The sequence below is a fragment of the Pseudomonas oryzihabitans genome, assembly GCF_001518815.1.
In the GTDB taxonomy this organism is placed as follows: domain Bacteria; phylum Pseudomonadota; class Gammaproteobacteria; order Pseudomonadales; family Pseudomonadaceae; genus Chryseomonas; species Chryseomonas oryzihabitans_E.
On the sequence record NZ_CP013987.1, the window covers coordinates 2,236,102 to 2,257,968 of the forward strand.

General features: G+C 63.0%; 16 protein-coding genes. 3 read left to right on the forward strand and 13 right to left on the reverse strand.

The window, feature by feature from the left end; all coding sequences use genetic code 11:
- Positions 1-4 precede the first annotated feature (4 nt).
- From APT59_RS10370 to APT59_RS10415, 10 genes are all read right to left on the reverse strand, one after another.
- Positions 5-1,054: a lysylphosphatidylglycerol synthase transmembrane domain-containing protein gene (locus APT59_RS10370; RefSeq protein WP_059314770.1), complete on the reverse strand. Its 1,050-nt coding sequence runs from the start codon at positions 1,052-1,054 to the stop codon at positions 5-7.
- Positions 1,051-2,298 (reverse strand): cardiolipin synthase ClsB, encoded by a 1,248-nt coding sequence (gene clsB / locus APT59_RS10375; protein WP_059314771.1) that lies wholly within the window; start codon positions 2,296-2,298, stop codon positions 1,051-1,053. Before clsB ends, APT59_RS10370 begins: the two co-directional genes overlap by 4 nt.
- Complete coding sequence (locus APT59_RS10380; RefSeq protein WP_059314772.1) at positions 2,295-3,056, reverse strand: endonuclease/exonuclease/phosphatase family protein; 762 nt, start codon at positions 3,054-3,056, stop codon at positions 2,295-2,297. The genes clsB and APT59_RS10380 overlap by 4 nt, the downstream gene beginning before the upstream one ends.
- Complete coding sequence (gene glgX, locus APT59_RS10385; protein ID WP_237140591.1) at positions 3,053-5,242, reverse strand: glycogen debranching protein GlgX; 2,190 nt, start codon at positions 5,240-5,242, stop codon at positions 3,053-3,055. The genes APT59_RS10380 and glgX overlap by 4 nt, the downstream gene beginning before the upstream one ends.
- A gap of 249 nt (positions 5,243-5,491) precedes the next feature.
- Complete coding sequence (locus tag APT59_RS22635) at positions 5,492-5,980, reverse strand: DUF2934 domain-containing protein (RefSeq protein WP_059314773.1); 489 nt, start codon at positions 5,978-5,980, stop codon at positions 5,492-5,494.
- Positions 5,977-8,784 (reverse strand): malto-oligosyltrehalose synthase, encoded by a 2,808-nt coding sequence (gene treY / locus APT59_RS10395; RefSeq protein ID WP_059314774.1) that lies wholly within the window; start codon positions 8,782-8,784, stop codon positions 5,977-5,979. The genes APT59_RS22635 and treY overlap by 4 nt, the downstream gene beginning before the upstream one ends.
- Positions 8,781-10,847, reverse strand: coding sequence for a 4-alpha-glucanotransferase (gene malQ / locus APT59_RS10400; RefSeq protein WP_059314775.1), 2,067 nt, complete (start codon positions 10,845-10,847; stop codon positions 8,781-8,783). The genes treY and malQ overlap by 4 nt, the downstream gene beginning before the upstream one ends.
- The gene (gene treZ / locus APT59_RS10405; RefSeq protein ID WP_059314776.1) at positions 10,844-12,649 is read right to left on the reverse strand and encodes a malto-oligosyltrehalose trehalohydrolase; all 1,806 of its coding nucleotides are present in this window, start codon (positions 12,647-12,649) and stop codon (positions 10,844-10,846) included. Before treZ ends, malQ begins: the two co-directional genes overlap by 4 nt.
- 159 nt (positions 12,650-12,808) lie before the next feature.
- On the reverse strand, positions 12,809-14,392 hold the full coding sequence (glgA, locus tag APT59_RS10410) for a glycogen synthase GlgA (protein ID WP_237140592.1): 1,584 nt from the start codon (positions 14,390-14,392) through the stop codon (positions 12,809-12,811).
- 345 nt (positions 14,393-14,737) lie between these two features.
- Positions 14,738-15,859 (reverse strand): mechanosensitive ion channel family protein, encoded by a 1,122-nt coding sequence (locus tag APT59_RS10415; protein WP_059314777.1) that lies wholly within the window; start codon positions 15,857-15,859, stop codon positions 14,738-14,740.
- A gap of 337 nt (positions 15,860-16,196) precedes the next feature.
- Between APT59_RS10415 and APT59_RS10420 the strand changes: the two genes are divergently transcribed.
- Positions 16,197-16,568, forward strand: a complete 372-nt coding sequence (locus tag APT59_RS10420) for a response regulator (RefSeq protein WP_059314778.1) — start codon at positions 16,197-16,199, stop codon at positions 16,566-16,568.
- Positions 16,569-16,670: 102 nt separating this feature from the next.
- On the opposite strand, the gene APT59_RS22775 is transcribed toward APT59_RS10420, so the two are convergent.
- Complete coding sequence (locus tag APT59_RS22775) at positions 16,671-16,805, reverse strand: hypothetical protein (protein WP_257721115.1); 135 nt, start codon at positions 16,803-16,805, stop codon at positions 16,671-16,673.
- A gap of 103 nt (positions 16,806-16,908) precedes the next feature.
- A complete protein-coding gene (locus tag APT59_RS10425; RefSeq protein WP_059314779.1) occupies positions 16,909-18,132 on the reverse strand; it encodes an acyl-CoA dehydrogenase family protein in 1,224 nt (407 codons plus the stop codon).
- A 703-nt stretch (positions 18,133-18,835) separates the two neighbouring features.
- Here APT59_RS10425 and APT59_RS10430 point away from each other — a divergent pair.
- Positions 18,836-19,867 (forward strand): fatty acid desaturase, encoded by a 1,032-nt coding sequence (locus APT59_RS10430; protein ID WP_082696323.1) that lies wholly within the window; start codon positions 18,836-18,838, stop codon positions 19,865-19,867.
- Between the two features lie 97 nt (positions 19,868-19,964).
- Entirely contained in the window at positions 19,965-21,134 is a 1,170-nt protein-coding gene (gene solA, locus APT59_RS10435) for an N-methyl-L-tryptophan oxidase (RefSeq protein WP_059314780.1), read from the forward strand.
- Here the strand turns inward: solA and APT59_RS10440 are convergent.
- Positions 21,131-21,787, reverse strand: coding sequence for an ion channel (locus tag APT59_RS10440; protein ID WP_059314781.1), 657 nt, complete (start codon positions 21,785-21,787; stop codon positions 21,131-21,133). The two genes, solA and APT59_RS10440, sit on opposite strands and share 4 nt — an antisense overlap.
- Between the last annotated feature and the right edge of the window lie 80 nt (positions 21,788-21,867).

Sequence of the window (21,867 nt, forward strand, 5' to 3'; positions counted from 1 at the left end):
TGCTTCAGCGTGCACCCTGTTCATGCTGCTTGCGTTCTTCCCGGCGGTCGTTGCTGCGCTTGAGCTTCTTGGCGCGGCTTTCCAGGGCGAAGTACAGTACGGCAGCGATAAGCAGCGGGACGATGAAATACAGCGTCCGATAGCCAAGCAGGGCGGCGATGATCTTGCCCTGGGAGAGACCGTCATTGGCCAGCAGGGCGATGAATACCGTCTCCAGCACCCCTACACCGGCCGGGATGTGGACGATGACCATGGCGATGCTGGAGAGCAACAGCACCCCGAGCACATGCAGATAGTCCACCTGACGGCCGAGGAAGAGATAGACGATCGCCGCCATGGCCATCCAGTTGACTGACGACACCAGCAGCTGCAGGCAGGCCATGCGCAGCGAGGGCAGGGCGAGACGCTGCTTGCGGATCGTCCACTCTCGTTGCTTGGCGAAGGTACACACTCCCAGATAGAAGATGATGAAGGCGAGCAGGCCGAAGCCGATCAGGCGCAAGGTGGTATCGCCGACGAACCAGTTGGGCGGCATGTCCACCACACCGCTGACGAAGATACCGCCGGCCAACAGGACGTAGCCCAGCCAGTTGGTAGCGATGCTCAGCGAAAAGATGCGGGTGATGGTGCCGCTGGAAAGTCCTAATCGTGAGTAGAGGCGATACCTCATGCCAATGCCACCCACCCAGGTACTTAGGGTGAGGGTGAAGGCGTAGCAGATGAAGGACACCAGGAACACCTGGCGCTTGACCAGCTTGTGGCCGCAGTAGGCGCGGCCGATGAGGTCGTAGCAGCCGTACATGATGTACGACAGCACCACCAGGCCCCCGACCATGGCGAGGGTGGTGATCTTGTAGCCGGTGAATACTTTCCAGACTTCGCCCCAGTCGACCTTGCGGGCGTAGATCACCAGCAGGACGATGACCGCGATCAGGAAGACCCAGGCCAGGATGCGTTTGGCCAGGGCCCAGCGGCCGTTCTGCGGCTTGTCCGCGGTCTGCTGATGGTCCTCGTCGCCCCTGGTATGTTCGAGGGTGTCGCTGCGGCTGCTCATCGTTGGGGATACCTTGAAATCGTGGGGTCCACGCGGTCCTGGGTTTCGAGCTCGGGCTGAACCGGCGGGCTCACCAATTCGATCTTGGGCGTGTGACCGGGCAGCCAGCCGACCCAGGCAGGGAAATGGCGCAGGAAGTGGAAGACCAGCATCGTCTTGGCCAGGTGCCAGTAGGTGCGCTTGGGCACCTTGTTGCTGTCGACGTGCTCGCAGTGATTCTGGATCAGGGATTCCAGGCGCCCGCGCAGCTCACGGTTGAAGGCGTGGTCGTGAAAGATCAGGTTGCATTCCAGGTTGAGCGACAGGCTCAGGGGATCGAGATTGCTCGATCCTACCGTGGACCAATGCTCGTCCATGGTCGCCACCTTGCCATGCAGGGGTCTGAGGCAATACTCATAGATCTCCACCCCGGCCTTGACCAGGTAGTTGTAGAGCATCTGGGCACCCACCTTGACGATGGCCATGTCCGGCTCGCCCTGGACGATCAGGACGACCCGTACGCCACGTTGCGCTGCGTTGCGCATCTCTCGCAGCAGGCGATAGCCCGGGAAGAAATAGGCGTTGGCGATCACCACCTCGCGCTTGGCGTTGCGCAGCATCTCCAGGTAGTGCGTCTCGATGTCGGCACGGTGGTCGTCGTTGTCGCGAAATACCAGCAGCGCCTGGGCATTGCCCGGATTGCGGTTGTTGGCCGGCTTCTGCGAGCGCTTGCCCCACCAGCGGTGGGTTTCCTCGGGAGAGTTGATGGCATCGCGAGCGAAACGGTGGATGTCGTCGACGATGGGACCTTCCACCTCGACGGCATAATCCTGCTTGGCCTCCGGTCCGAAGTCGCCCAGATGCTCGGCGGAATAGTTGATGCCACCGATGAAACCCAACCGGGCATCTACGACCACGATCTTGCGATGCAGGCGGCGGAAGAGGTTGGTCCTCATTCCCATCACCAGCGGGCGCGGGTCGTAGTAGCGGAAACGGACCCCGGCATGGACCATCTCGTCGAGAAACTCCCGCGGCAGGTCGGGAGAGCCATAGGCGTCCACGGTGATGTCCACCTGGACGCCACGCTTGGCGGCGGTTACCAGCTCCTGCTGCAGGGCTTTGCCGACCTTGTCATAGAAGAGAATGAAGGTCTCGATGATGACTTCACGCTCGGCCTCGCGGATCGCTTCGAAGACCCGTGGAAAGAAGTCTTCGCCGTTTTCCAGCAGGGCGATGCGGTTTCCGTCCCGCCATTCGAAATTCATAGATGGAAGTCCGCAGCCAAGGGGGCATGGTCGGACAGGTGCGACCATGGCTGATTGCCCAGCACCTGTGGGCGACCGACACTGACGTTGCGGGTATAGATGCGGTCCAGGCAGAGCAGCGGACGCTTTGCCGGGAAGGTCTTGGGTAGCCGTCCCGCGGTCTTCATGAACACCTCTTCGAGGCCTGCGCCCTGGCCAAGGATGTCATTGGCCTTCTGCCGCCAGTCGTTGAAATCCCCGGCCACCACGACAGGCGCGTCGCTGGGCAGGGAATTGATGTGTTCGCAGATCAGCTTCATCTGCATCTGGCGATGCTTTTCGCGCAGACCCAGATGGACGCAGATGACATGCAGATCCAAGGCCTGATCGGGAATGCGCAGGACGCAGTGAAGCATCCCGCGTTTTTCCGGACCGGCGATGGAAATGTCGAAGTTGTCGTAACTGACGATGGGAAACTTCGACAGCACCGCATTACCGTGATGGCCGTCCGGGTAGACCGCATTTCGCCCGTAGGCGAAATCGGTCCACATCGAATCGGCCAGGAACTCGTACTGCGGCGCAGCCGGCCAGTTCTCGAAGCGCAACGGGTGTTTCTCGTGGGTGCCCAACACCTCCTGCAAGAAGACAATGTCCGCTGACACCGTCCGCACCGCTTCGCGCAACTCCGGCAAGATGAACTTGCGGTTGAAGGACGTGAAGCCCTTGTGCGTGTTGATGGTCAGGACCTTGAACGAAAAACCCTGTTGCGCATTCGTCATGCCTGGCGCTTCCTCCGCTTGGTCTGGGTCAGCTCGAACAGCAATACCGAGCGTCCGGTGACCTGATAGGTTTCTCCGAATTTGAAGACGTCGCCGGTATCCAGGTCAGGCTGATTGGTATCCAGCTGCAGGGACCAATGCTCGCCCATGGGGACTTCCGGCAGGGTGAAATCCACCACGTCATAGTGAGCATTGACCAGAATCAGCAGCGAGGTATCCGCGCCCTTGCGGCGAATGCCGGTCGGCTGGGCGCGGCCATCGAGCAGGATGCCCATGCACTTGTTGCTGCCGTCCTGCCACTGCTCGTCGCCCATCTCGGTACCACCGGGCTGCAGCCAGGTGACGTCCTTGACGCCCAGTTCCTCGTTGTAGGCACCGGTGAAGAAGCGGCTACGACGCAGCAGGGGATAGCGACGACGCAAGTCGATCAGATTGCGCACGTACTCTTGCAGCTCGGCACTCTTGTCGCTGATTTCCCAGTTCACCCAGCCGATTTCGCTGTCCTGGCAGTAACCGTTGTTGTTGCCGCCCTGGGTACGGGCGAACTCGTCACCCGCCAGCAGCATGGGCGTGCCCTGGGAAAGGAACAGCGTGGCCAGCAGATTGCGCATCTGCCGATAGCGCAGCTCGATGATTTCCGGATCGTCGGTCTCGCCTTCGACACCGCAGTTCCACGACAGGTTATGGGAATGACCGTCGTTGTTGCCTTCGCCATTGGCCTCGTTGTGCTTGTCGTTGTACGACACGGTATCGGCCAGGGTGAAGCCATCGTGGGCGGTCACGAAGTTCACGGAAGAATAGGGCTTGCGACCGCGACGGTTGAACTTGTCGCCGGAGCCCAGGAGGATCTTCGCGAAGTCGCCGATCTTGTCTTCGTCACCCTTCCAGAAGGCACGCGCGGTGTCGCGGAAGGTATCGTTCCACTCCATCCAGCCGGGCGGGAAGTTGCCGACCTGGTAGCCACCGGGGCCACAGTCCCAGGGCTCGGCGATGAGCTTGGTCTCGGCCAGGATCGGATCCTGACGGCAGGCATGCAGGAAACCGCCGCCTTCGTCGAAACCGTCCGGTTCGCGGCCCAGGATGGTCGCCAGGTCGAAGCGGAAGCCGTCCACACCCATCTCGGTCGCCCAGTAGCGCAGTGAGTCGGTCACCATCTGCAGGACGCAGGGGTGGCTCATGTTCAGGGTGTTACCGGTGCCGGTGTCGTTGATGTAGTAGCGCGCATCATCAGGCATCAGGCGGTAGTAGTTGGCGTTGTCGATGCCCTTGAGCGAGAGGGTCGGACCCATCTCGTTGCCTTCGGCGGTATGGTTGTAGACCACGTCGAGAATGACTTCGAGGCCGGCATTGTGCATGCGCGCGACCATCACCTTGAACTCACCGATGGACTGGCTGGCCATGTAGCGCGAATGCGGGGCGAAGAACGCCAGGGTGTTGTAGCCCCAGAAGTTTCTCAGGCCCTTTTCCAGCAGGTGGTTGTCGTCGAGGAAGTAGTGGATCGGCATCAGCTCGACGGAGGTCACGCCGAGGGACTTGATGTAGTCGATCACTTCGCTTTCCTGCAGACCGGAGAAGGTGCCTCGGGCATTCTCGGGCACTGCCGGGTGCAGCATGGTGTAGCCGCGGACGTGGGTCTCATAGAACACGGTGCGATCACGCGGGACACGCGGATGGGTGGTGTTACCCCAGGTGAAGGCAGGGTCGATCACCCGGCAGCGCGGCATGAAGGGGGCGCTGTCACGCTCGTCGAAGGACAGATCGCCATCGGCATGGCCGATGGTGTAGCCGAACAGGGCATCGTTCCACTCCAGCTCACCAACGATCTGCTTGGCGTAGGGATCGATCAGCAGCTTGTTGTGGTTGAAGCGATGGCCATTCTGCGGCTCGTAGGGGCCGTGTACACGGTAACCGTAGAGGGTGCCAGGACGGGCATCGGGCAGGTAGCCGTGCCAGATCTCGTTGGTGAATTCCGGCAGTTCGATGCGCTCGATTTCTTCCTTGCCTTCATCGTCGAAGAGGCAAAGTTCGACCTTGGTGGCGTTGGCGGAAAAGATGGCGAAGTTCACGCCGGAGCCGTCCCAGGTAGCGCCCAGGGGGTAGGGCAGGCCTTCACGAACACGAGACTTGGACTTACTGATGAAAGTGGTCGCTTCGGTTAAGGGCTTGTTGGAATCAGTTGAAGTCATTTCGACGCTCTCGGGATAGCTAGGAAGGAAGTAGCTCTGACTCGGCTCTCAATACCTGCCGGTGGCTGAATCGATACAGATCCGGCTACCTGTATATGAAAGGCCCGAGGCAGCGCAGTTCCAAGCCCTGATGGCTAACCGACAAAGCGTTGTTTTTTCAAGAAAAAATGAGGAAAAAGGCAGTTGCACGAAGGCCGCAGCGAGGCGGCAGGGGGAAGGCCTGGCCGATTGGCCAGGCCGGACATCACATCACTCGCTGGCGGGGGGCTTGGCCGTCGCCGACTTGGCGCGGGAAGCGCGGGGCTTCTTCGGCGTGGCAGGTGCCACACCTACGCCAGTCGCCTCGACGTTGGCATCGGCTTTAGCCTTGCTGGCGTTGGTCTTGCTTGCACTGGGCTTGACCGCCTGCTTCACCTTGGAGGCGACCTTCTTGGCGGCCGACTCGACCTTCTCGGTCACCGATTCACCAGCGGCTGCGGCCTCGGTGGCAGCCTTCTCGCTGCCACTCTTGGTCTTGCCAGTGGTGCGCGCCTTGCCTGCAACGGGCTTTTCCGCGCTCGCTGCAGCCGTGGCAGCGCGCGGTTTCTTGGCAGCGGTCTTCTTGGCGACGCCTTCCTGTTCGGCTTCGTACAAGCGGGTCGCCATCTCCCAGTGGCGATCATGTTCGTGGGCCGGCCGTCCTTCGGACTCCCAGATCTGATAGGCGAGCTGCTGAATGCGTTCGTCTTTTTGGGTCATTGCGGTGCGGCTCCTTGAGTGATGTCTTGTGTGCTGAGCAATCCAAGCGGAAAACGTGCCAGAACCTCGCCGACAGAAAGCTCTTTCTTCTGGTCATGGACAGACGAAGGGGCAAAAGTTTCCCCAAAACGGTACATGGACAAGGTTTCCGGGAGTTTTATCCGGGTGTCCTGCCACGTCTCTGCAGAAAAGGTGAGCTTCCCAGCGGTTTCCAGCAGGTCGGAGGCATGTACCGGCACGATGACGATCACCGCGTGCTGCTCCCAGGTACGGGCGAAGGCCAGTACCTGATCGGCATGGGCTCCCGCTACGGTCAGCGGCAGGTAGGTACCTTCGGTGAACAGCTGTGGTTGCTGCTTGCGCAGTTGCAGCACGGTGGCCAGCACCTGTTGCTTGACCGCGCCGTCCTGCCAGGCGTCCAGTGCCGCACTGGCAGAGGCGTGTTGCGCCAGGGCCTGCTGGCGCGGGGCATAGTCCACGGCGCGGCGGTTGTCGGGTTCCACCAGGCTGAAGTCCCAGAATTCACCGCCCTGGTAGAGGTCGGGAACGCCGGGCGCGGTGTTGCGCAGCAGCATCTGCACCAGGCCGTTCAGCGCGCCGGCAGGCGCCAGTTCGTGTACGGCGGTCACGATCTCGCCGCGCAGGGCGCGGTAGTCGTCGTTGGTCAGCAGGCCTTCCAGGAAGGCTTTGCAGGCTGCCTCGTAGTCGCCGTTCGGCGCCCACCAGTCGGACTCCAGCTTCTCTTCACGCAGAGCCTTTTCCTGCCACTGCAGCAGGCGTTCCAGATAGGCCTGCAGGCCGGCCTGATCGTCGGCTTCCAGGTGTAGCGGCCAGCTGGCGAGCAGGGTCTGGTAGAGCATCAGCTCATCGCCCGGCGTCGGCGCGGGAGCATCGTTCCACTGGCCACGCAGGGGAGCCGCCTGATTCATCCAGCCACTGACCTGGGCGATATAGGCATCCGGTCGTTCGGAGACCACCGCCAGACGCGCACGGGTGTCTTCGCCGCGCTTGTGGTCGTGGGTCGCAGTGGTCAGCATGTTGCGCGGGAAGTGCTCGGCACGCCAACCGCTGGCCTTGTGGAAGGCACTCACGGGTTGGGCGAAATGCTGGGGATCGAAACCCACATCGTTGCGCGAGAGCAGAGGGGCGGAACGATAGCAGGCGGTGTCTTCCACAGCCTTGGCGGCGATGGGCGAAGTGAGTTGCTGGAACTTGGTGATGGCGCGACGCTGTTCGCGACGGGCCACGCTGCCCACCGGCTTGTGCCGCGGTGCATCGCCACCCAGCCAGGCGCGCAATTGCTCCAGCAGCGGCTGTTCCGCTTCGCTGACGTGGGGGCGGGCCGCTTCCAGCGCGGTATCGAACCACTGGGCATCGGCGCCGACGAAACCGGCTGCGCCGGCATAGGTGCGATAGACCTTGAACTGCACGATCAGCTCCAGCAGCACCCGGCGGATGGCGCCTTGGCTGGTGTCACGGGTACGCCAGTCCTGTTGGGCCAAGAGGTGCAGCGTGTGCACGGCCGATTCGAATTCGCTGGAGAGGGCGCCGGTGAGCACCAGACGCCGTGCCTCCCGAACCTCTTCGAGGAAGTCCTCGGTACGACCGGTCTGCTCGGCCCAGAACTGACGAAGGGGCGCTTCACCGCTGGCGGCATGCTGCACCGCCGAGACCTCGTTCATGAACTCGTAGCCGGTGGTGCCATCGATGCCCCAGCCTTCGCGCAGCTGCTCGCCGTCGGCCAGGATCTTCTCGATATAGATGGGGAAGCCATCTTCCGGCGCACCACCGCTGCGGCTGGCGCAGAGGTCGTCCACGCGGCGACGTAGCTTGCGGCAATAGGCACGGGGATTGGCCAGGCCGTCGATGTGATCCAGGCGCAGGCCGTCGAGCAGGCCTTCGCTGATGAGGCGGAAGATCAGCGAATGGGTTTCCTCGAACACCTCGTGGCGTTCCATGCGCAGGCCGCCCAGTTCGGTGATGTCGAAGAAGCGTCGCCAGTTGATGTCGTCCGAGGCGGTACGCCAGCTGGCCAGGCGATAGTGCTGGCTCTCCAGCAGGGCGTGCAGGCGTTCCTGGTTGGATGGCTGGCTACCGTCGAAGGCGGCGACCGCCTTTTCGATGGCGGCTGCCACGGCCGGGTCCTTGGCGGCGTCCGCCAGCTGGCGCTGGGCGCCGCGGGCTTCTTCCAGGTCCTTGGCACGCGCCGAGAAGGCATCGGCGAAGAGGCTCAGTTGAGGCAGGTCGCTCTCGCGCAGGATCTGGCCATAGGTGCCCGGGTTGATGGGGAAGTGGTGGGCGTAGTACTCCACTCGGAAGGCGCCTTGCTCGGCGTCGAACACCAGCTTGAGGTCGCCGGCCTGCAGCACGTTGCCATAGGCATCTCCCAGGAAGGGCAGCAGCACTTGGCCCTGCAGATCCGGGTCCGGTCCGTACCAGTTGATGTCGTAGAAGCTGGCATAGCGGCTCTGGCGTCCCCATTCGAGGATGTCCAGCCACCAGGCGTTTTCCGAGCCACCCACATTGGTGTGGTTGGGCACGAAGTCGGCGATCAGGCCCATGCCATGCTCGCGCAGGCGGGCTACCAGGCGACGCAACGCCTCTTCACCACCCAGCTCCGGGTTGACCCGGGTGGGGTCGACCACGTCGTAGCCGTGCACGGATCCGGCGCGGGCCGTGGTGATGGGGGATGCATAGACATGGCTGATGCCCAGCTTGGCGTAATAATCGACCAGGGGCAGGGCATTATCGAAGGTGAAATCCTTGTGGAACTGCAGGCGTACGGTAGCGCGCAAGCGACTCATCGAGTGTTCTCCGGATTGTTACGGGCAGTGCTCAGCACGCTTAGGCGTCGTTCAGGGGTGGTTGCGTCCAGCAGGCGCTCCGCAGGAGCGTCCCAGCGGCGCAGCCAGTTGGGGTGTTCGTTGGTGGTGCCGGGCAGGTTGGCCTGTTCCAGCTGACCCAGGGCGTCTTCCACCGGCAGGATGATCAGTGGCGCAGGGGTGCGGCCGATGAACTCGATGGCGGCGTCGACGGCCTGTTCGACATTGCTTTCGCGGGTATCGTCCAGGTTCAGCACCTTGGCCAGGTATTGGCGATCCTCGGCGCGCTCGTAGAGCCGGTCCTGGCGCGTGGTGCCGTCGGGAAGCAGGCCGAGCTTTTCCTGCCAGTCGGCATCACGGCCCTGCCACCAGCCGGTGAGGGTTGGCAGATCGTGGGTAGTGGGCATCCCCATGGCGGTGTCCGACCAGCCCGCGGCGGGCTTGAAGGCTTTGTCGTCGCGTTCGAACAGCAGTATCTGCATACCCATGACGGCGCGCTCGGCCAGGCGTTCGCGGAACCCCTCGGGCACCGTGCCCAGGTCCTCGCCCATGACCACGCACCGATGGCGCCAGGACTCCAGGGCGACCAGCCGCAGCAGGTCGTCGATAGGGTAGGAAAGATAGGCACCGTCGGCCGGGGAAGCCCCCTCGGGCACCAGCCAGAGGCGCTGCAGACCCATTACGTGATCGATGCGCACACCGCCGGCGTGCGCGAAGTTGGCCTTGAGCATCTCGATGAAGGCGCGGAAGCCGTGCTTGACCATGCCGGAGGGCGAGAAGGCGGAAATGCCCCACCCCTGACCCTTCTGGTTGAGCAGGTCCGGCGGACAACCCACGGTGACCGAAGCCAACAGCTCTTCCTGGCGGCTCCAGGCCTGGCTGCCACCCCCATCCGCGCCCACGGCGATGTCGGCGATCAGACCAATCTTCATACCCGATTCGCGGCACTGCTTCTGGGCGGCGGACAGCCCTTCGCTGGCCAGCCACTGGGTGAAGGCATAGAACTCCACGTCCTGGGCATGGCGTTCGGCGAATTCAGCCACGGCAGGATTCTTGGGGTCGCGATACTGCTGCGGCCAATGCTGCCAGCTCGGCGAGGCATTACCCTGGGTGAAAGAGGCATGCAGGGCTTCGAAGCGGCAGTGATTCTCCAGGGCTTCACCACCGTCACGGCGGAAGGCCTCGAAGCGCTCGCGCAGTGTGCCGGCGGCGGTGCGAAACTCTAGGTGCAGGGTACGCAGCAGGCGCAGCCGCAGCTTGGCCAGGGCCGGCCAGTCAATCAGCTCTAGCTGTTCGAGGCGCTCGGCTTCCGCCTGCAGGCCGGCGCGCTGCATGGCCTGACGCACGGGCTCGGCGCCCAGCACCAGTTCTGGCGCGGCATAGAGCACATTGAAGAACACCCGACTCGACGGCGAATAGGGGCTGTAGCGACTGCCATCGGCGCTGAACATGGCGTGCAGCGGGCTGATGGCCAGGGCATCGGCGCCCTTGCCGGCAGCTGCCTTGGCGAGCTGCACCAGGCCCTGCAGATCGCCCGCACCGCTGCCACCGTCGCGTCTGAGGCTGTAGAGCTGCACGGCCAGGCCCCAGAGGCGGGCCTGCTCGTCGCCTGTGGCGTCGGCGATGGTAAAGCAGCGCTCCGGCGCAACGGCCAGGGTCAGGGCTTCACCACCGATTTCCGCCTGGTGATAACCGACGGCACTGATGGGCGCGAGCTGGCCCTGGTCATCTACCTGACCTTCCAGGCGCTCGCCGTCTTCCAACTGCACCTCATAGCGGACGCCACGCTTGAACTGGTCGGGTGTCCCGACGGGTTTACCGACCACGGCCGTGAGGAGGGGAGGCAGGTGATCCTTGTCGCCGACCTCGGCCAGCTTGCGCAGGCTGGCATCGATGTCCGCGTCACTGTCCGCGGGCAGCTCGATAGCCTTGAGCAGATTGCGTAGTGCCTCGGGGCTCACCCGTTGGTGCTGGCCATCGTAGGCGGTCCACTCGATGGCGATACCGGCGGCTTTGGCCAATTGTTCCAGACGATCGCCACTCATGCCTGTTTCTCCAGCCAGACCATTGCACAGTGGGCAGCCAGCTGACCGTCCTGCCGGGCTGGCGTCGCCGCCGCGTCGCTGCTGTGCAGCAATTCACCCTGGGGTGCGTCGTCGACCTGCACGGCGTTCTCGCTCAGGTTGAGTTCGATGGTCAGGCGGCTGCCATCGGCCAGGCTCCAGCGTGCCCGCACGGCACGGTCGGCCAGGGCTTCGGCACCTTCGGCACGAGCGCCTTCCAGGCGCGGGAAGAGTTCCCGGCGACGGATCTCCAGCAGCTCGCGATACAGGCCAAGCCAGGCGCCATGGTCGGGCTGATCGGCCTCGCCGAAATTGGGCTTGGAATCTTCGAAGGTCTTGGGCGCATTCGGGTCAGGGATCTGCTGGCGATGTTCTTCACTGGTGAAGAAGTCGAAGTCCTTGAACTCGTTGCGGCGGCCATCCCGTACCAGTTCGGCCAGCTCGTCGTTGTGGCTGGTAAAGAATAGGAAGGGTTGGCGGCTGCCCCATTCCTCACCGATGAACAGCAAGGGAATCATCGGGCTGAGCAGCAGCAGGGCGGTAGCAGCCTTCAGTGCGGGTTCCGGCGCCAGTCGGGTCAGACGTTCACCGAAGGCGCGGTTACCCACCTGGTCATGGTTCTGCAGGAAGATGACGAAGGCCGAGGCGGGCAGATTCTTGCTCGGTTCGCCCCGGGCCTTGCCATGACGGGTCGGCTCGCCCTGATAGATGAAGCCCTCGCCCAGGCAACGCACCAGCTTGGCCGTCGCATCCTCGGTGAAGTCCTGGTAGTACCCTTCGTTCTCACCGGTCAGCAACGGGTGCATGACGTTGTGCCAGTCGTCCGCCCACTGGGCGTCGTAATGCTGTCCGCCCAACAGGGTAGCGGTGTTGTCTTCGTTTTCCAGCATGAGGTGGACATGGCGACCCGGTTCGACGGTACTGCGGATCTCCTCGGCCATTTCCTCGAGGAAGCCCTTGTCGCCAATGGCGTGGACGGCATCGAAGCGCAGGCCGTCGAAGCGGTACTCCATCAGCCACATCAGGGCGTTGTCGATGAAGTAGCGGCGCACGGCGTCCTGGCGGAAGTCGATGGCGGCGCCCCAGGGGGTATGGATGTCTTCGCGGAAGAAGCGCTCGGCGTAGGCGTGCAGGTAGTTACCGTCGGGGCCGAAGTGGTTGTAGACCACGTCCAGATAGACCATGACGCCATGGGTGTGGGCGGTATCGATCAGCGACTTGAGATCGTCGGGGGTGCCGTAGGAAGCTTCCACGGCATAGGGCAGGACGCCGTCATAGCCCCAGTTGCGACTGCCCGGGAATTCCGACAGGGGCATCAGTTCGATGGCGGTGACGCCCAGCGCGGCCAGGCGGGGTACCAATTTCTCCACGCCCGAGAACCCGCCCAGGGTGCCGACATGCAATTCGTAGATGACGCTTTCGTGCCAGGGACGACCCTGCCACTCGACGGACTGCCAGTGGTAGGTGGTGGGGTCGATGACGATGCTCGGCTCGTGCACATCGCCGGCCTGGGCGCGGGAAGCGGGGTCCGGGACCAGCAGATCTTCGATCTGATAGCGATAGCGGGTGCCGGCACCGCACTGCGCCTCCACTGCGAACCAGCCGTCTTGCTCGGCTTCCATGGGGATGGTCATGCCGCCTTCCAGCACCACCGACACGGCGTCGGCGCTGGGCGCCCAGAAGTGAAACAGCGTACGGTCCTTGCTCACCAGGGTGGCACCGGCGCGGGTTTGCCAGGCGTAGCCCCCGGTTACCGCGGCTGCGTCGCGCGAAATATCAGTCATGGATGGAGAACTCCCGAAACCGGACGGCAAAAAAGGCACTGCGGCCCAATTGGCCGCAGTTGCTGTTATGACCGGTGAGAGTTGCTCAAAGTTGGGCGGGGTGAGCGCTTTTCGTCGGCCTTTTGGCCAGGGAAAAGCGCTTGGTAGCCACGTCGGACATCAGACGCCGACGTGACGCTCCTGGTGAGCGGTGGCCTGGAGCAGATCGAGGTACAGCGAGGCATAGGGTTTGGCGCATTCGGACCAGAAGAACGGCCCTTGCATGGCCCTGTGACGCATGGCCAGCAGCAGGCCCTGGCGTTCGAAAACGCCCAGGGCGCGATCGATCGCACCGATGTAGTTTTCCAGCGACAGCGGGGCGAACAGGAAGCCGGTAGTGCCGTCTTCGATGCTGTCAGCCAGGCCGCCGGTACGGGTCGCGATTGGCAGCGAGGCGAAGCGCTGGGCATACATCTGGCTCAGGCCGCAGGGCTCGAAGCGCGAAGGCATCAGCAGGAAATCGCTGCCTGCATACATGCGTCGGGCTTCCGTCTCGCAAAAGCCGATGTGGGCGCTGACACGACCCGGATAGCGCAGAGCAAGAGCACGCACCTGCCGCTCGATGTGCGGCTCACCGCAACCGATGATCATCAACTGGCCGCCGCGGGCGACGATGTGATCGGCCGCCTGGATGGTCAGATCGATGCCTTTCTGCTGGACCAGACGCGAGACCACGGCGAACAACGGGCCATTGGACGGCTCGAGGTCGAATTCCTCGCGGATGCGGGCAGCGTTGACCGCCTTGCCGTCCCAGTCGGATTCGTGGAACTGCTGGCACAGGTGCGGATCGCTGCAGGCGCTCCAGCCATCGTCGATGCCATTGAGCAGACCGGTCAGCTTGCCCTGACGAGCCTTGACCTGCAGCAGGCCTTCAAGCCCGCAGCCGAATTCCGGGGTGGTGATTTCCTGGGCATAGGTATGGCTGACGGTGGTGATGTGGTCGGCGTAGACCAGGCCGGCCTTGAGGAAGGACACCTTGCCCCAGAATTCCAGACCTTCCATCTGGAAGGCGTGGGCGGGAATATCCAGGTCGGCCATGACCGAGGCCGGGAACAGGCCCTGATACGCCAGGTTGTGGATGGTGGTCAGGCAGGGGGTAGCGGCACCCTTCCAGCGCAGGTAGCCGGCGGCAAGGCCCGTCTGCCAGTCGTTGAGGTGCAGCAGATCCGGCACCCAGCGAATGGAGGCGTCGCCCAGGGCGAAATCGGCAGCGGCGCTGGCCAAACGCCCGAAACGGATATGGTTGTCAGCCCAATCGGCGCCGTTCAGGTCGCCATAGGGATTGCCCGAGCGCTCGTAGAGCTCAGGGCAGATCAATACATAGACGACCAGCCCGTCGTCCAGATTGACGCGACCGATGTCGCAGGCCGGCATGGCAGCACGGGCGGCGATGCGGCCGACCATCTGCACCCGGTCCTTGATCGCGGCCATCACCTGACGATAACCAGGGATCAGTACCCGGACGTCATGGGAGGCGGCGAGGGCGCGGGGCAGGGCGCCGGATACCTCGCCCAGGCCGCCGGCCTTGACGAAGTCGGAAATCTCCGGGGTAACGAAAAGAATACGCTTGCGGCTTTCAACAACGGAGCTCAGCGTCAGCTGAGGCTCTTCAATACGCTTGTGAGGAGAGCTGGATCTGGTGGTGCGAGTGGCAGTTTCTACGGGCTCCAGAGCCCCAAATTTCCCCACGACGGCATTTGCCATGGTGCGCTCCCAATGCAGCAAGTTCGAGACTGAGGTTTACCTGATTGCTTCTTCCTGAAGCTCGATGCTCCTGGTTCAAAAACGCCTACAGCCGAGCTGCTACAGCCTTTTTGCCGGTCATCTCTTCTGAGATGTCTGGAATTGGGCGAGAACTGCTTCGCGGATTTCCAGATTGCTCTCGCACTGACTCATGGACAACGTCACAAGTTTCCCGCGCGAATGTTGCGGTTATCCTTCGTATTGCCAGATGCGTGCCCAAAGCTGACGATCATCTCTGGTGCGCTAAGGAATAAATGGCAAGTGAAGCGTTTTTTGCGCACCAGATCGCCGTAGATGACTACCAAGTCAGACTTCTGGCTGTCGCACCGCAGGTTCATGCCTTTCGTCGGAATGTAATGAAGGAAGATGATCGCGACGGCCCAGCTCGGTTCGCAGCTTGGGCAGACAGAGGGGGAATTCGCGGTTGACATAGGTGATCAGCCGCTCGCGCACGAAACAGCGCAGGTCCCAGTTCTTCGAGGAGTCGCCAGAGCTCACCAGCACTCGAACCTGCATGGATTCGCTCGAGGCATCAGTGACCTGCAGCACGCAGACGCGGCCATCCCATAAATGGGGCACTTCGGCACAGGCGCGTTCCAATTCGGTGCGGATCGGCGCCAGCGGCAATGAATAATCCACCCAGATGAATACCGAGCCGATCAGGCTGGAGGAGGAGCGAGTCCAGTTCTGGAAGGGTGTCTCGATGAAGTACTGGAGTGGCACTACCAGCCGGCGATCATCCCAGATGCGTACCACCACGTAGGTACCGGTGATCTCTTCCACCCGGCCCCATTCGCCCTCGACGATGACCACGTCGTCCAGCCGGATCGGCTGGGTCACGGCAATCTGCAAGCCAGCGATGAGGTTGCCCAGCACGGGGCGCGCCGCGATACCGGCCACCAGGCCGGCGACGCCAGCCGAGGCCAGCAGGCTGGCACCCACCTGCCGGACGGCCGGAAAGGTCATCAGCATCAGGGCGATACCGATCAGCAGCACGACGAAGCTGAGGCTGCGCACCAGTACCCGGCTTTGTGTCTGGATCCGACGGGCGCGCAGATTGTCGACCACATCCACCGGATTGCGCAGGGCGATGGTGGCGCCCACCGCCTTAACCATGCGCAGGCCTAGCCAGGTGAAGGCGGCGATGCTCAATAGCCCGGTCACATGCTGTACCGCACGCAACAGCGGCAGGGCATCGGGTGCTGAGTTCCAGACACCCTGGAGCACGACCAGCGGCACGGCGAGGCGTGCGGGTTTCTCCGCGTACTTGACCAGGTTGCGAGCGAGCAGGAAAGGGTTGGCCAGGCGGCGGATAGCGGCGAAGGCCAGGATCAGGGCAATGGTGCTGATCAGCAGGGCGACCGCCGCCGCGATCAGGGTGGTGATCCAGGGGGCGGTGAGCCAACCCGTCCAGTCGATAGCCGTCATGCGCTTTCTCCTATGGCAGACGGCTTCCCATGATCCTGAGAGCTGACGCGCCTGAATCGCGGGAAGCCCTTCGAGATACCTGGATTCCGACTGGAGCGGCCACCCGCGGTTCCCTGATCACCCGCCGAAACCCCTTCAGGAGTTAATACCACCCCTATGGTGTCTAGCCGTGTGCGGATCCCTTCTGCCTTTTTCTGTCTAGCAGTGAGGCAGGATGTCGCACCTCCGGTCTAAGCTGAGAGGAGACTGCGCAGCGGACGCAGGATAGGAGTAGAATTCGCGCCCCAACGAGACACGTCCAGTCAGATGGCGGACCTGCGGAGATCGAGACGGATTTATGAAACCAGTGGTAGTGGTCGTCGAAGACGAGAACATGTTGCTCGGGCTGATGGAAGAAGTGCTCGAAGGGGAAGGCTTTGAGGTACGGACCTTCGGTACTGCGGACCTGGCCTGGGAACACCTGTCCAGCGCGCAACCCACGCCGGACCTGCTGATCACCGATGTCCGCATGCCGGGCGCCATCGACGGCCTGGAGCTGGCTCGTCGCGTCAAGCAACAACTGCCGGGCCTGCCCATCATCGTCTCTTCCGGATACTTCGAAGAGCTGCAGCCCGAGCGCGCACCGGACATCTACTACCTGCCCAAGCCCTGGCGCTTCGACGACCTGCTGGCCGGCTGCTTCCGCTTTCTCAATCAGCGCAAGGGCTGAGGGCGGTCCCGTTGATGGGAGGCAGGCCGCGCGAAGCGGCCTGCGCAGAGAGCACCAGGCTGACCGCGCTCAGGGCCTTTCGGCACTTTGAGTGCGGATGGATCAGTCGCCCAGGACGTCGATCAGGCCCAGCACGAAAAACAGCACGATGCACACCGCCGCGACCGCGACGGGGATAAAGCGCGGATCCTTGATCGCCTTCCACATGACCTGACGATTACGGCGAGACCTTTCCATGACGGCGCTCCAAGGGGGAAGCCGGCGAGCTTAGCGCATCGACGAGGGCGGCGAACAGCGGTGCAGGGCGGCTCGCTTCGCCGTTTCCGACTGCCGTGCATGCTCAGGCAACACCGATCTTCCATTGGGGTGGCGGGACAGTGCCATTGACCGCGAAGTCACCGACGATCCGGTCCTTGTAGATGCGCGGATTGTGGGAGGCGAGGGTGCGAGCATTGCGCCAGAAGCGATCCAGCCCCTGAGGCTTCAGCGTCGCCGATGCGCCCAGGGCGTCGAACAGGCGGCCGGAGGCGTCAAGGATGAGGTCCGTAACCACATTCAGCGACTGGCAGACCTCCAATTCGGCCAGGCCCACCGCGCGATCCTCAGCGGCGGGATCGTCTGCGTGCCTGAGGTCATAGGCCCTTTGCAGCGCCTCGGCATTCTTCAGGGTGATCACCCCGGCGCAGTAGGCGGCGCTGCGCACCTGACCCACCACGGCCAGCACCTGCGGATCCTGGCTGACCCGGTCGGCATTGCCGATGGTGAAGGTACGGGTGCGGGCGGCCACTGCTGCGGCGACCTCGCCGCTCATGGCGCGTCCCAGGCCGGCCAGATTGGCGAGGTGAAACACCTGGAAGAACCCGGGCGAATAACGGAACCGCTCGCCCACCGGCACTACGTCCTCGGGCGCTACCCGAACACTGGTAAAGGTCGCTGTACCACTGGCGGTGAGGGTCTGGCCGAAGCCGTTCCAGTCATCCACTACCTCCACGCCGGGGGCGTCGCGGCGAAGGGTGGCCGTTACCCTGTTGCCCGCGTCGTCGGTGGCGCCCACGTCGATCCAATCGGCATAGAGCGAGCCGGTGGTGTAGAACTTGGTGCCGGAAAGCAGCAGGGAATCTCCGTCCCGGCAGAGGCGGGTACTGAACTCGGCACGCCGGGCGTCACCCACTTCGCTTGAAGCCGGGCCCAGGGTCTCGCCGGCGGAGATACGGGCGAACCAGCGCCTGCGCCGCGCCTCGTTTTCACTGTTCAGCAGCCCTTCGACAAAGCCCATATGCCCGCGCAGGGCCTGGACCAGGTTGGAGTCCGCCTCACCCAGTTCGATGAGCAGGGCAAAGAGCTCCGGCAGGGTGATACCTGCCCCGCCGTATTCGATCGGCAGACGCAAGGCGGTGAACCCCGCCGCCTTCAGCCAGCCAAGCTCCTCTACGGGTAGACGCCGTTGTACTTCACGCGAGATGGCCCCCTCGCGGATGCGCCGGAACAGCGGCTGAAACTGCGCCGAGAGTTCGGCGTATCGATCGGAAGGGCCTGCGCCCCAGCCTGCGCAAAGGGTACTCATGCGAACGGGGCTCCTTCAGATCCTGTCAGCGAGGTCGCAAGCTGGGGGATGCCAATACGGGCCATCGCCGTGTGCGCCATGTCGGTACGGCCGATCAGGAGGGCAGCTGCTATAAAGCGTTGGCCTGGCGCCCCGAGCAGCGCCATGGACGACTCCCGGGATAAAGCCTGGCGGCAATTGGTGAGGCCTTGGTTCGCCTCTGCGAGTCCGGCCTGGGGCTGTTGGCCTATTACCGAACCCGCCCGGGGATGCCCGGATTCTTCCCATTCGGTGGCATGGTTCGCGATGGGCGTTTGCGTGACATTGTCTGTATAAGGAGAGCGAGTAAAAAAGAGCATGGGAGTTCATGACCACTAGGGAGGTTGCCAAAGTCTAGAAATACAACCTGGCGATCGACCAATGCTCAAAACTGCTAAGCATATGCACCGGCTTCGAATATCAATATCACTGTCCATTGCGCAACAGCGTCGAAACTGGAGAAATATTTATAATTTGAATAACTCTCTGATTTGGTGGTGATTTTTTACGTTAAAAATGAAGAGAAAAGCTGTTTCATTTATTACTGTCCAATGGGCAACAGTGCGAAGCCTATCGGTCGTCAGCCAGCGCTGCTCTTTTCATGAGGTAATACCTAAATATTATTTGGCGTCGTTCTCGACCGTACCTAGTGTTGTCGCTCGATTGTCCTGGTTGGGATCTGGCGGTGACTGTCTATCTGGATGCGCGGCATCGCCGCCTGGTCAAAATGCTCTCGCGTACCTTTGCCGCCCGCAGTGAGTGGCCTACCTGGGCGCTGGTCTTCGGCGTCTACGGCAGCTGGCTGACGCTCCTCTGTGGCTGGCAGTTGCTCGGCTATTGGACGCTGCCGCCGCTGATACTGGTCGTCGTACTCCATCAGTCCCTGCAGCACGAGCTGATCCATGGCCATCCCACGCGCTGGCCGGGTGCGAACGCCATGCTTGCCTATCCGCCCCTCGGGCTCTGGTTTCCCTTTCCGCTCTATCGCGACAGTCATTTGGCTCACCACCATCGCGAGACGCTCACTGATCCACGACTCGATCCCGAGAGCCGCTATGTCGATGCGGAGCTCTGGGAGCGGAGAGGGCAGGCCGGACGCGCGCTGCTCTGGCTGGACAAGACGCTGATCGGACGGATCCTGGTAGGTCCGGCGCTGGCGCTGCACGGCATGCTCGATCATGAAGTCCGCCGCTGGCGACGCGGCGAGCCTGGCGTGCTGCGCGTCTGGCTGGTCCACTTGGTGCTAGGCGCTGGCCTGCTGGTGGCGGTTCAAGAACTGTCCGGAATGCCCGCGGCGGTCTATGCCCTGGGCATCGCCTGGCCCGGCCTGGCCGTGCCGCTGATCAGGTCCTTCTACGAACATCGGCCGGCACAGGATCCTGCCCAGCGCTGCGTACTCAATGAGAGCGGCGGGGCGCTGCGGTGGCTGTTTCTCAACAACACCCTGCATCTGGTTCACCACGATCTGCCCGGCTTGCCCTGGTATCTCATCCCTCGGGTCTACCGTGCCAGACGCACGGCCTACAGGATGCGCAGCGGTGATTTCGTGTTCTCGGGTTATCGCGAACTAGGGCGACGTTTTGCCTGGCGGGCCGTGGATACGCCCATGCATCCCGGTTGGAAGGGTCCGGCGTGTCAACCAGCAGACCAGGATCGAACAAACACCTCATGCTTGTTTATTAATACCACCCCTATAGAGAAAAGATCCGTCGTCTAGCCCGTACTACCGGCGAACAACAGGTAGGGCAACGCTCCGGGGTACCTCGAGGGCTCTGATAGAGTGCCCGCTCCGTCAGGATTTCAAGGGGGAAAGCATGTCGGAAACGACCTTCGACGTGATCGTGCTCGGGCTAGGCGCCATGGGCGCGGCCACGCTCTATCAGTTGGCCAAGCGTGGGGTGAGGGTCGCAGGTATTGATCGCTATTCACCGCCCCACGACCTGGGCTCAAGCCATGGGGCGACCCGGATCACCCGTCAGGCGGTGGGCGAGGGAGCGGCTTATGTCCCGCTCGCGATCCGCTCGCAGCAGCTCTGGCGCGAGCTGGAAGCGGAGCGGGGCGTCAATCTCTTCGAGCAGTGCGGCGTCTTGATCATGACGGCCACGACCACGGCCACCTCCCACCACGGCCGCCCGGACTTCACTCGGACCACCCTGGAGCTGGCTCGCCAATACGGCATCCAGCACCAAGAGTGGGATGGCGCCACCATCCGCCAGCGCTTTCCCCAATTTCGCGTCGCGGACGACGCCCTGGGCTACTTCGAACCGGGTGGTGGCTACCTCTACCCGGAAGCCTGCATCCAGGCGCAGCTAAACGCGGCTCGGGAGCGGGGTGCGCAGATTCATATCGATACCGTCATCGAGGGTCTTGAGCAAGACGAGGAGGGCGTGCGGCTGCATTCGGCGCAGGGCAGCTGGCGAGCCAAGCGGGTCATCGTCGCCGCTGGCATGTGGAGCTCCGAGCTGCTGGGTGCGCCTTTCGACCGGCTGCTGCGCGTCTGCCGTCAGACCCTGCACTGGTTCGAAGTCGCCAATCCCACGCTGTTTCCGCCTGATTCACCCAGCTTCGTCCTGGCCCACGGCAGCGGCGACAGCGATCTCTTCTATGGCTTCCCACCCTTGCCGGGTGAAAACGCCATCAAGGTCGCCACGGAACAGTATCAAGATAATACCACCCCTATAGGGATTGATAAATTTCCTCATCCTGATGAATCGAGCCAGCTGTTCAGTAATCAAGTCGGAAGGTGGATTGGCGGTCTCTCTGCGCGGGCAGTGCGCAGTGCCGTCTGCGCCTACACCGTCACCCCGGATTTCGGCTTCATCATCGACGAACATCCGAGGCTGCCCGGCGTGACCGTGGTCAGCGCCTGTTCGGGACATGGCTTCAAGCACTCGGCGGCGCTGGGCGAGGCGCTCGCCCAGCGGGTGACCACCGGGCGCAGCGACATCGATCTCGGCAGCTTCTCCCTCGCGCGATTCGGCTAGCGGTTGCGTACGGTGAGGGTCACCAGGCGGGTGACCACTAGCGCGATGTACATGACGCCGGAGAACTGGCCCAGCATGACCAGCGAGCGCGCCATCGGCTTGACCGGATAGATATCGCTCAGGCCGACGCCTGAAAGGATGGCAAAGCTGACGTAGAGCAGCTCCGTCCAGGTCCTCGCGGCCATGGGGTCGTTGGCGGCGGTGAAGCTGTTCGGCTGGAGGATCTGGCAGGCCGAGTAGGCGTGGGCGAAGGCCCAGGCCAGCAGCGTGAAGGTCGCGCCTACCGCGAAGAGTTCATCGGTGGTCGCGCGCTGGTCTTCCATCATGTAGGCGATGAGACTGCCGGCGGCATAGAAATAGAAGATCGCGTCGAGAATGGCCAGGGACACCACCAGGTGCCGATCGCCATGCCATTCCACCAGTACCGTGAGCACCAGGATGCAGCCGGCGAGGATGAAGCCCAGCCACTGGATGGTCGGGCTGCGGCGCACCATGCGCAGCGCCGTGGCCAGGACGATGATGCCGAAGGCACCGATGATGGCGCGCCCGTGCTCTTCCTGTTCCACGAAGGGATAGAGGAGCAGACCGAGCAACTGGATGAACAGCAGGTTGGCGGAGGGGTAGCGGACCAGGTAGTGCAGCGGGCTCTTCATCGCAACTCGGCGGATGGCTCAGGGGCGGCCAGCGTAGCGGGTGCCGAAGCGGTTAGCCACGGGAGCTTGGGCCTCCCGTG

Bases quoted from the DNA above. Each gene is read 5' to 3' on its own strand.
- clsB (WP_059314771.1), bottom strand. From the start codon at position 2,298: ATGAATTTCGAATGGCGGGACGGAAACCGCATCGCCCTGCTGGAAAAC.
- APT59_RS22635 (WP_059314773.1), bottom strand. From the start codon at position 5,980: ATGACCCAAAAAGACGAACGCATTCAGCAGCTCGCCTATCAGATCTGG.
- solA (WP_059314780.1), top strand. From the start codon at position 19,965: ATGTCGGAAACGACCTTCGACGTGATCGTGCTCGGGCTAGGCGCCATG.
- APT59_RS10425 (WP_059314779.1), bottom strand. From the start codon at position 18,132: ATGAGTACCCTTTGCGCAGGCTGGGGCGCAGGCCCTTCCGATCGATAC.
- treY (WP_059314774.1), bottom strand. From the start codon at position 8,784: ATGAGTCGCTTGCGCGCTACCGTACGCCTGCAGTTCCACAAGGATTTC.
- APT59_RS10380 (WP_059314772.1), bottom strand. From the start codon at position 3,056: ATGACGAATGCGCAACAGGGTTTTTCGTTCAAGGTCCTGACCATCAAC.
- glgA (WP_237140592.1), bottom strand. From the start codon at position 14,392: ATGGCAAATGCCGTCGTGGGGAAATTTGGGGCTCTGGAGCCCGTAGAA.
- APT59_RS10370 (WP_059314770.1), bottom strand. From the start codon at position 1,054: ATGAGCAGCCGCAGCGACACCCTCGAACATACCAGGGGCGACGAGGAC.
- APT59_RS10420 (WP_059314778.1), top strand. From the start codon at position 16,197: ATGAAACCAGTGGTAGTGGTCGTCGAAGACGAGAACATGTTGCTCGGG.
- glgX (WP_237140591.1), bottom strand. From the start codon at position 5,242: ATGACTTCAACTGATTCCAACAAGCCCTTAACCGAAGCGACCACTTTC.
- APT59_RS10440 (WP_059314781.1), bottom strand. From the start codon at position 21,787: ATGAAGAGCCCGCTGCACTACCTGGTCCGCTACCCCTCCGCCAACCTG.
- APT59_RS22775 (WP_257721115.1), bottom strand. From the start codon at position 16,805: ATGGAAAGGTCTCGCCGTAATCGTCAGGTCATGTGGAAGGCGATCAAG.
- malQ (WP_059314775.1), bottom strand. From the start codon at position 10,847: ATGAGTGGCGATCGTCTGGAACAATTGGCCAAAGCCGCCGGTATCGCC.
- APT59_RS10415 (WP_059314777.1), bottom strand. From the start codon at position 15,859: ATGACGGCTATCGACTGGACGGGTTGGCTCACCGCCCCCTGGATCACC.
- treZ (WP_059314776.1), bottom strand. From the start codon at position 12,649: ATGACTGATATTTCGCGCGACGCAGCCGCGGTAACCGGGGGCTACGCC.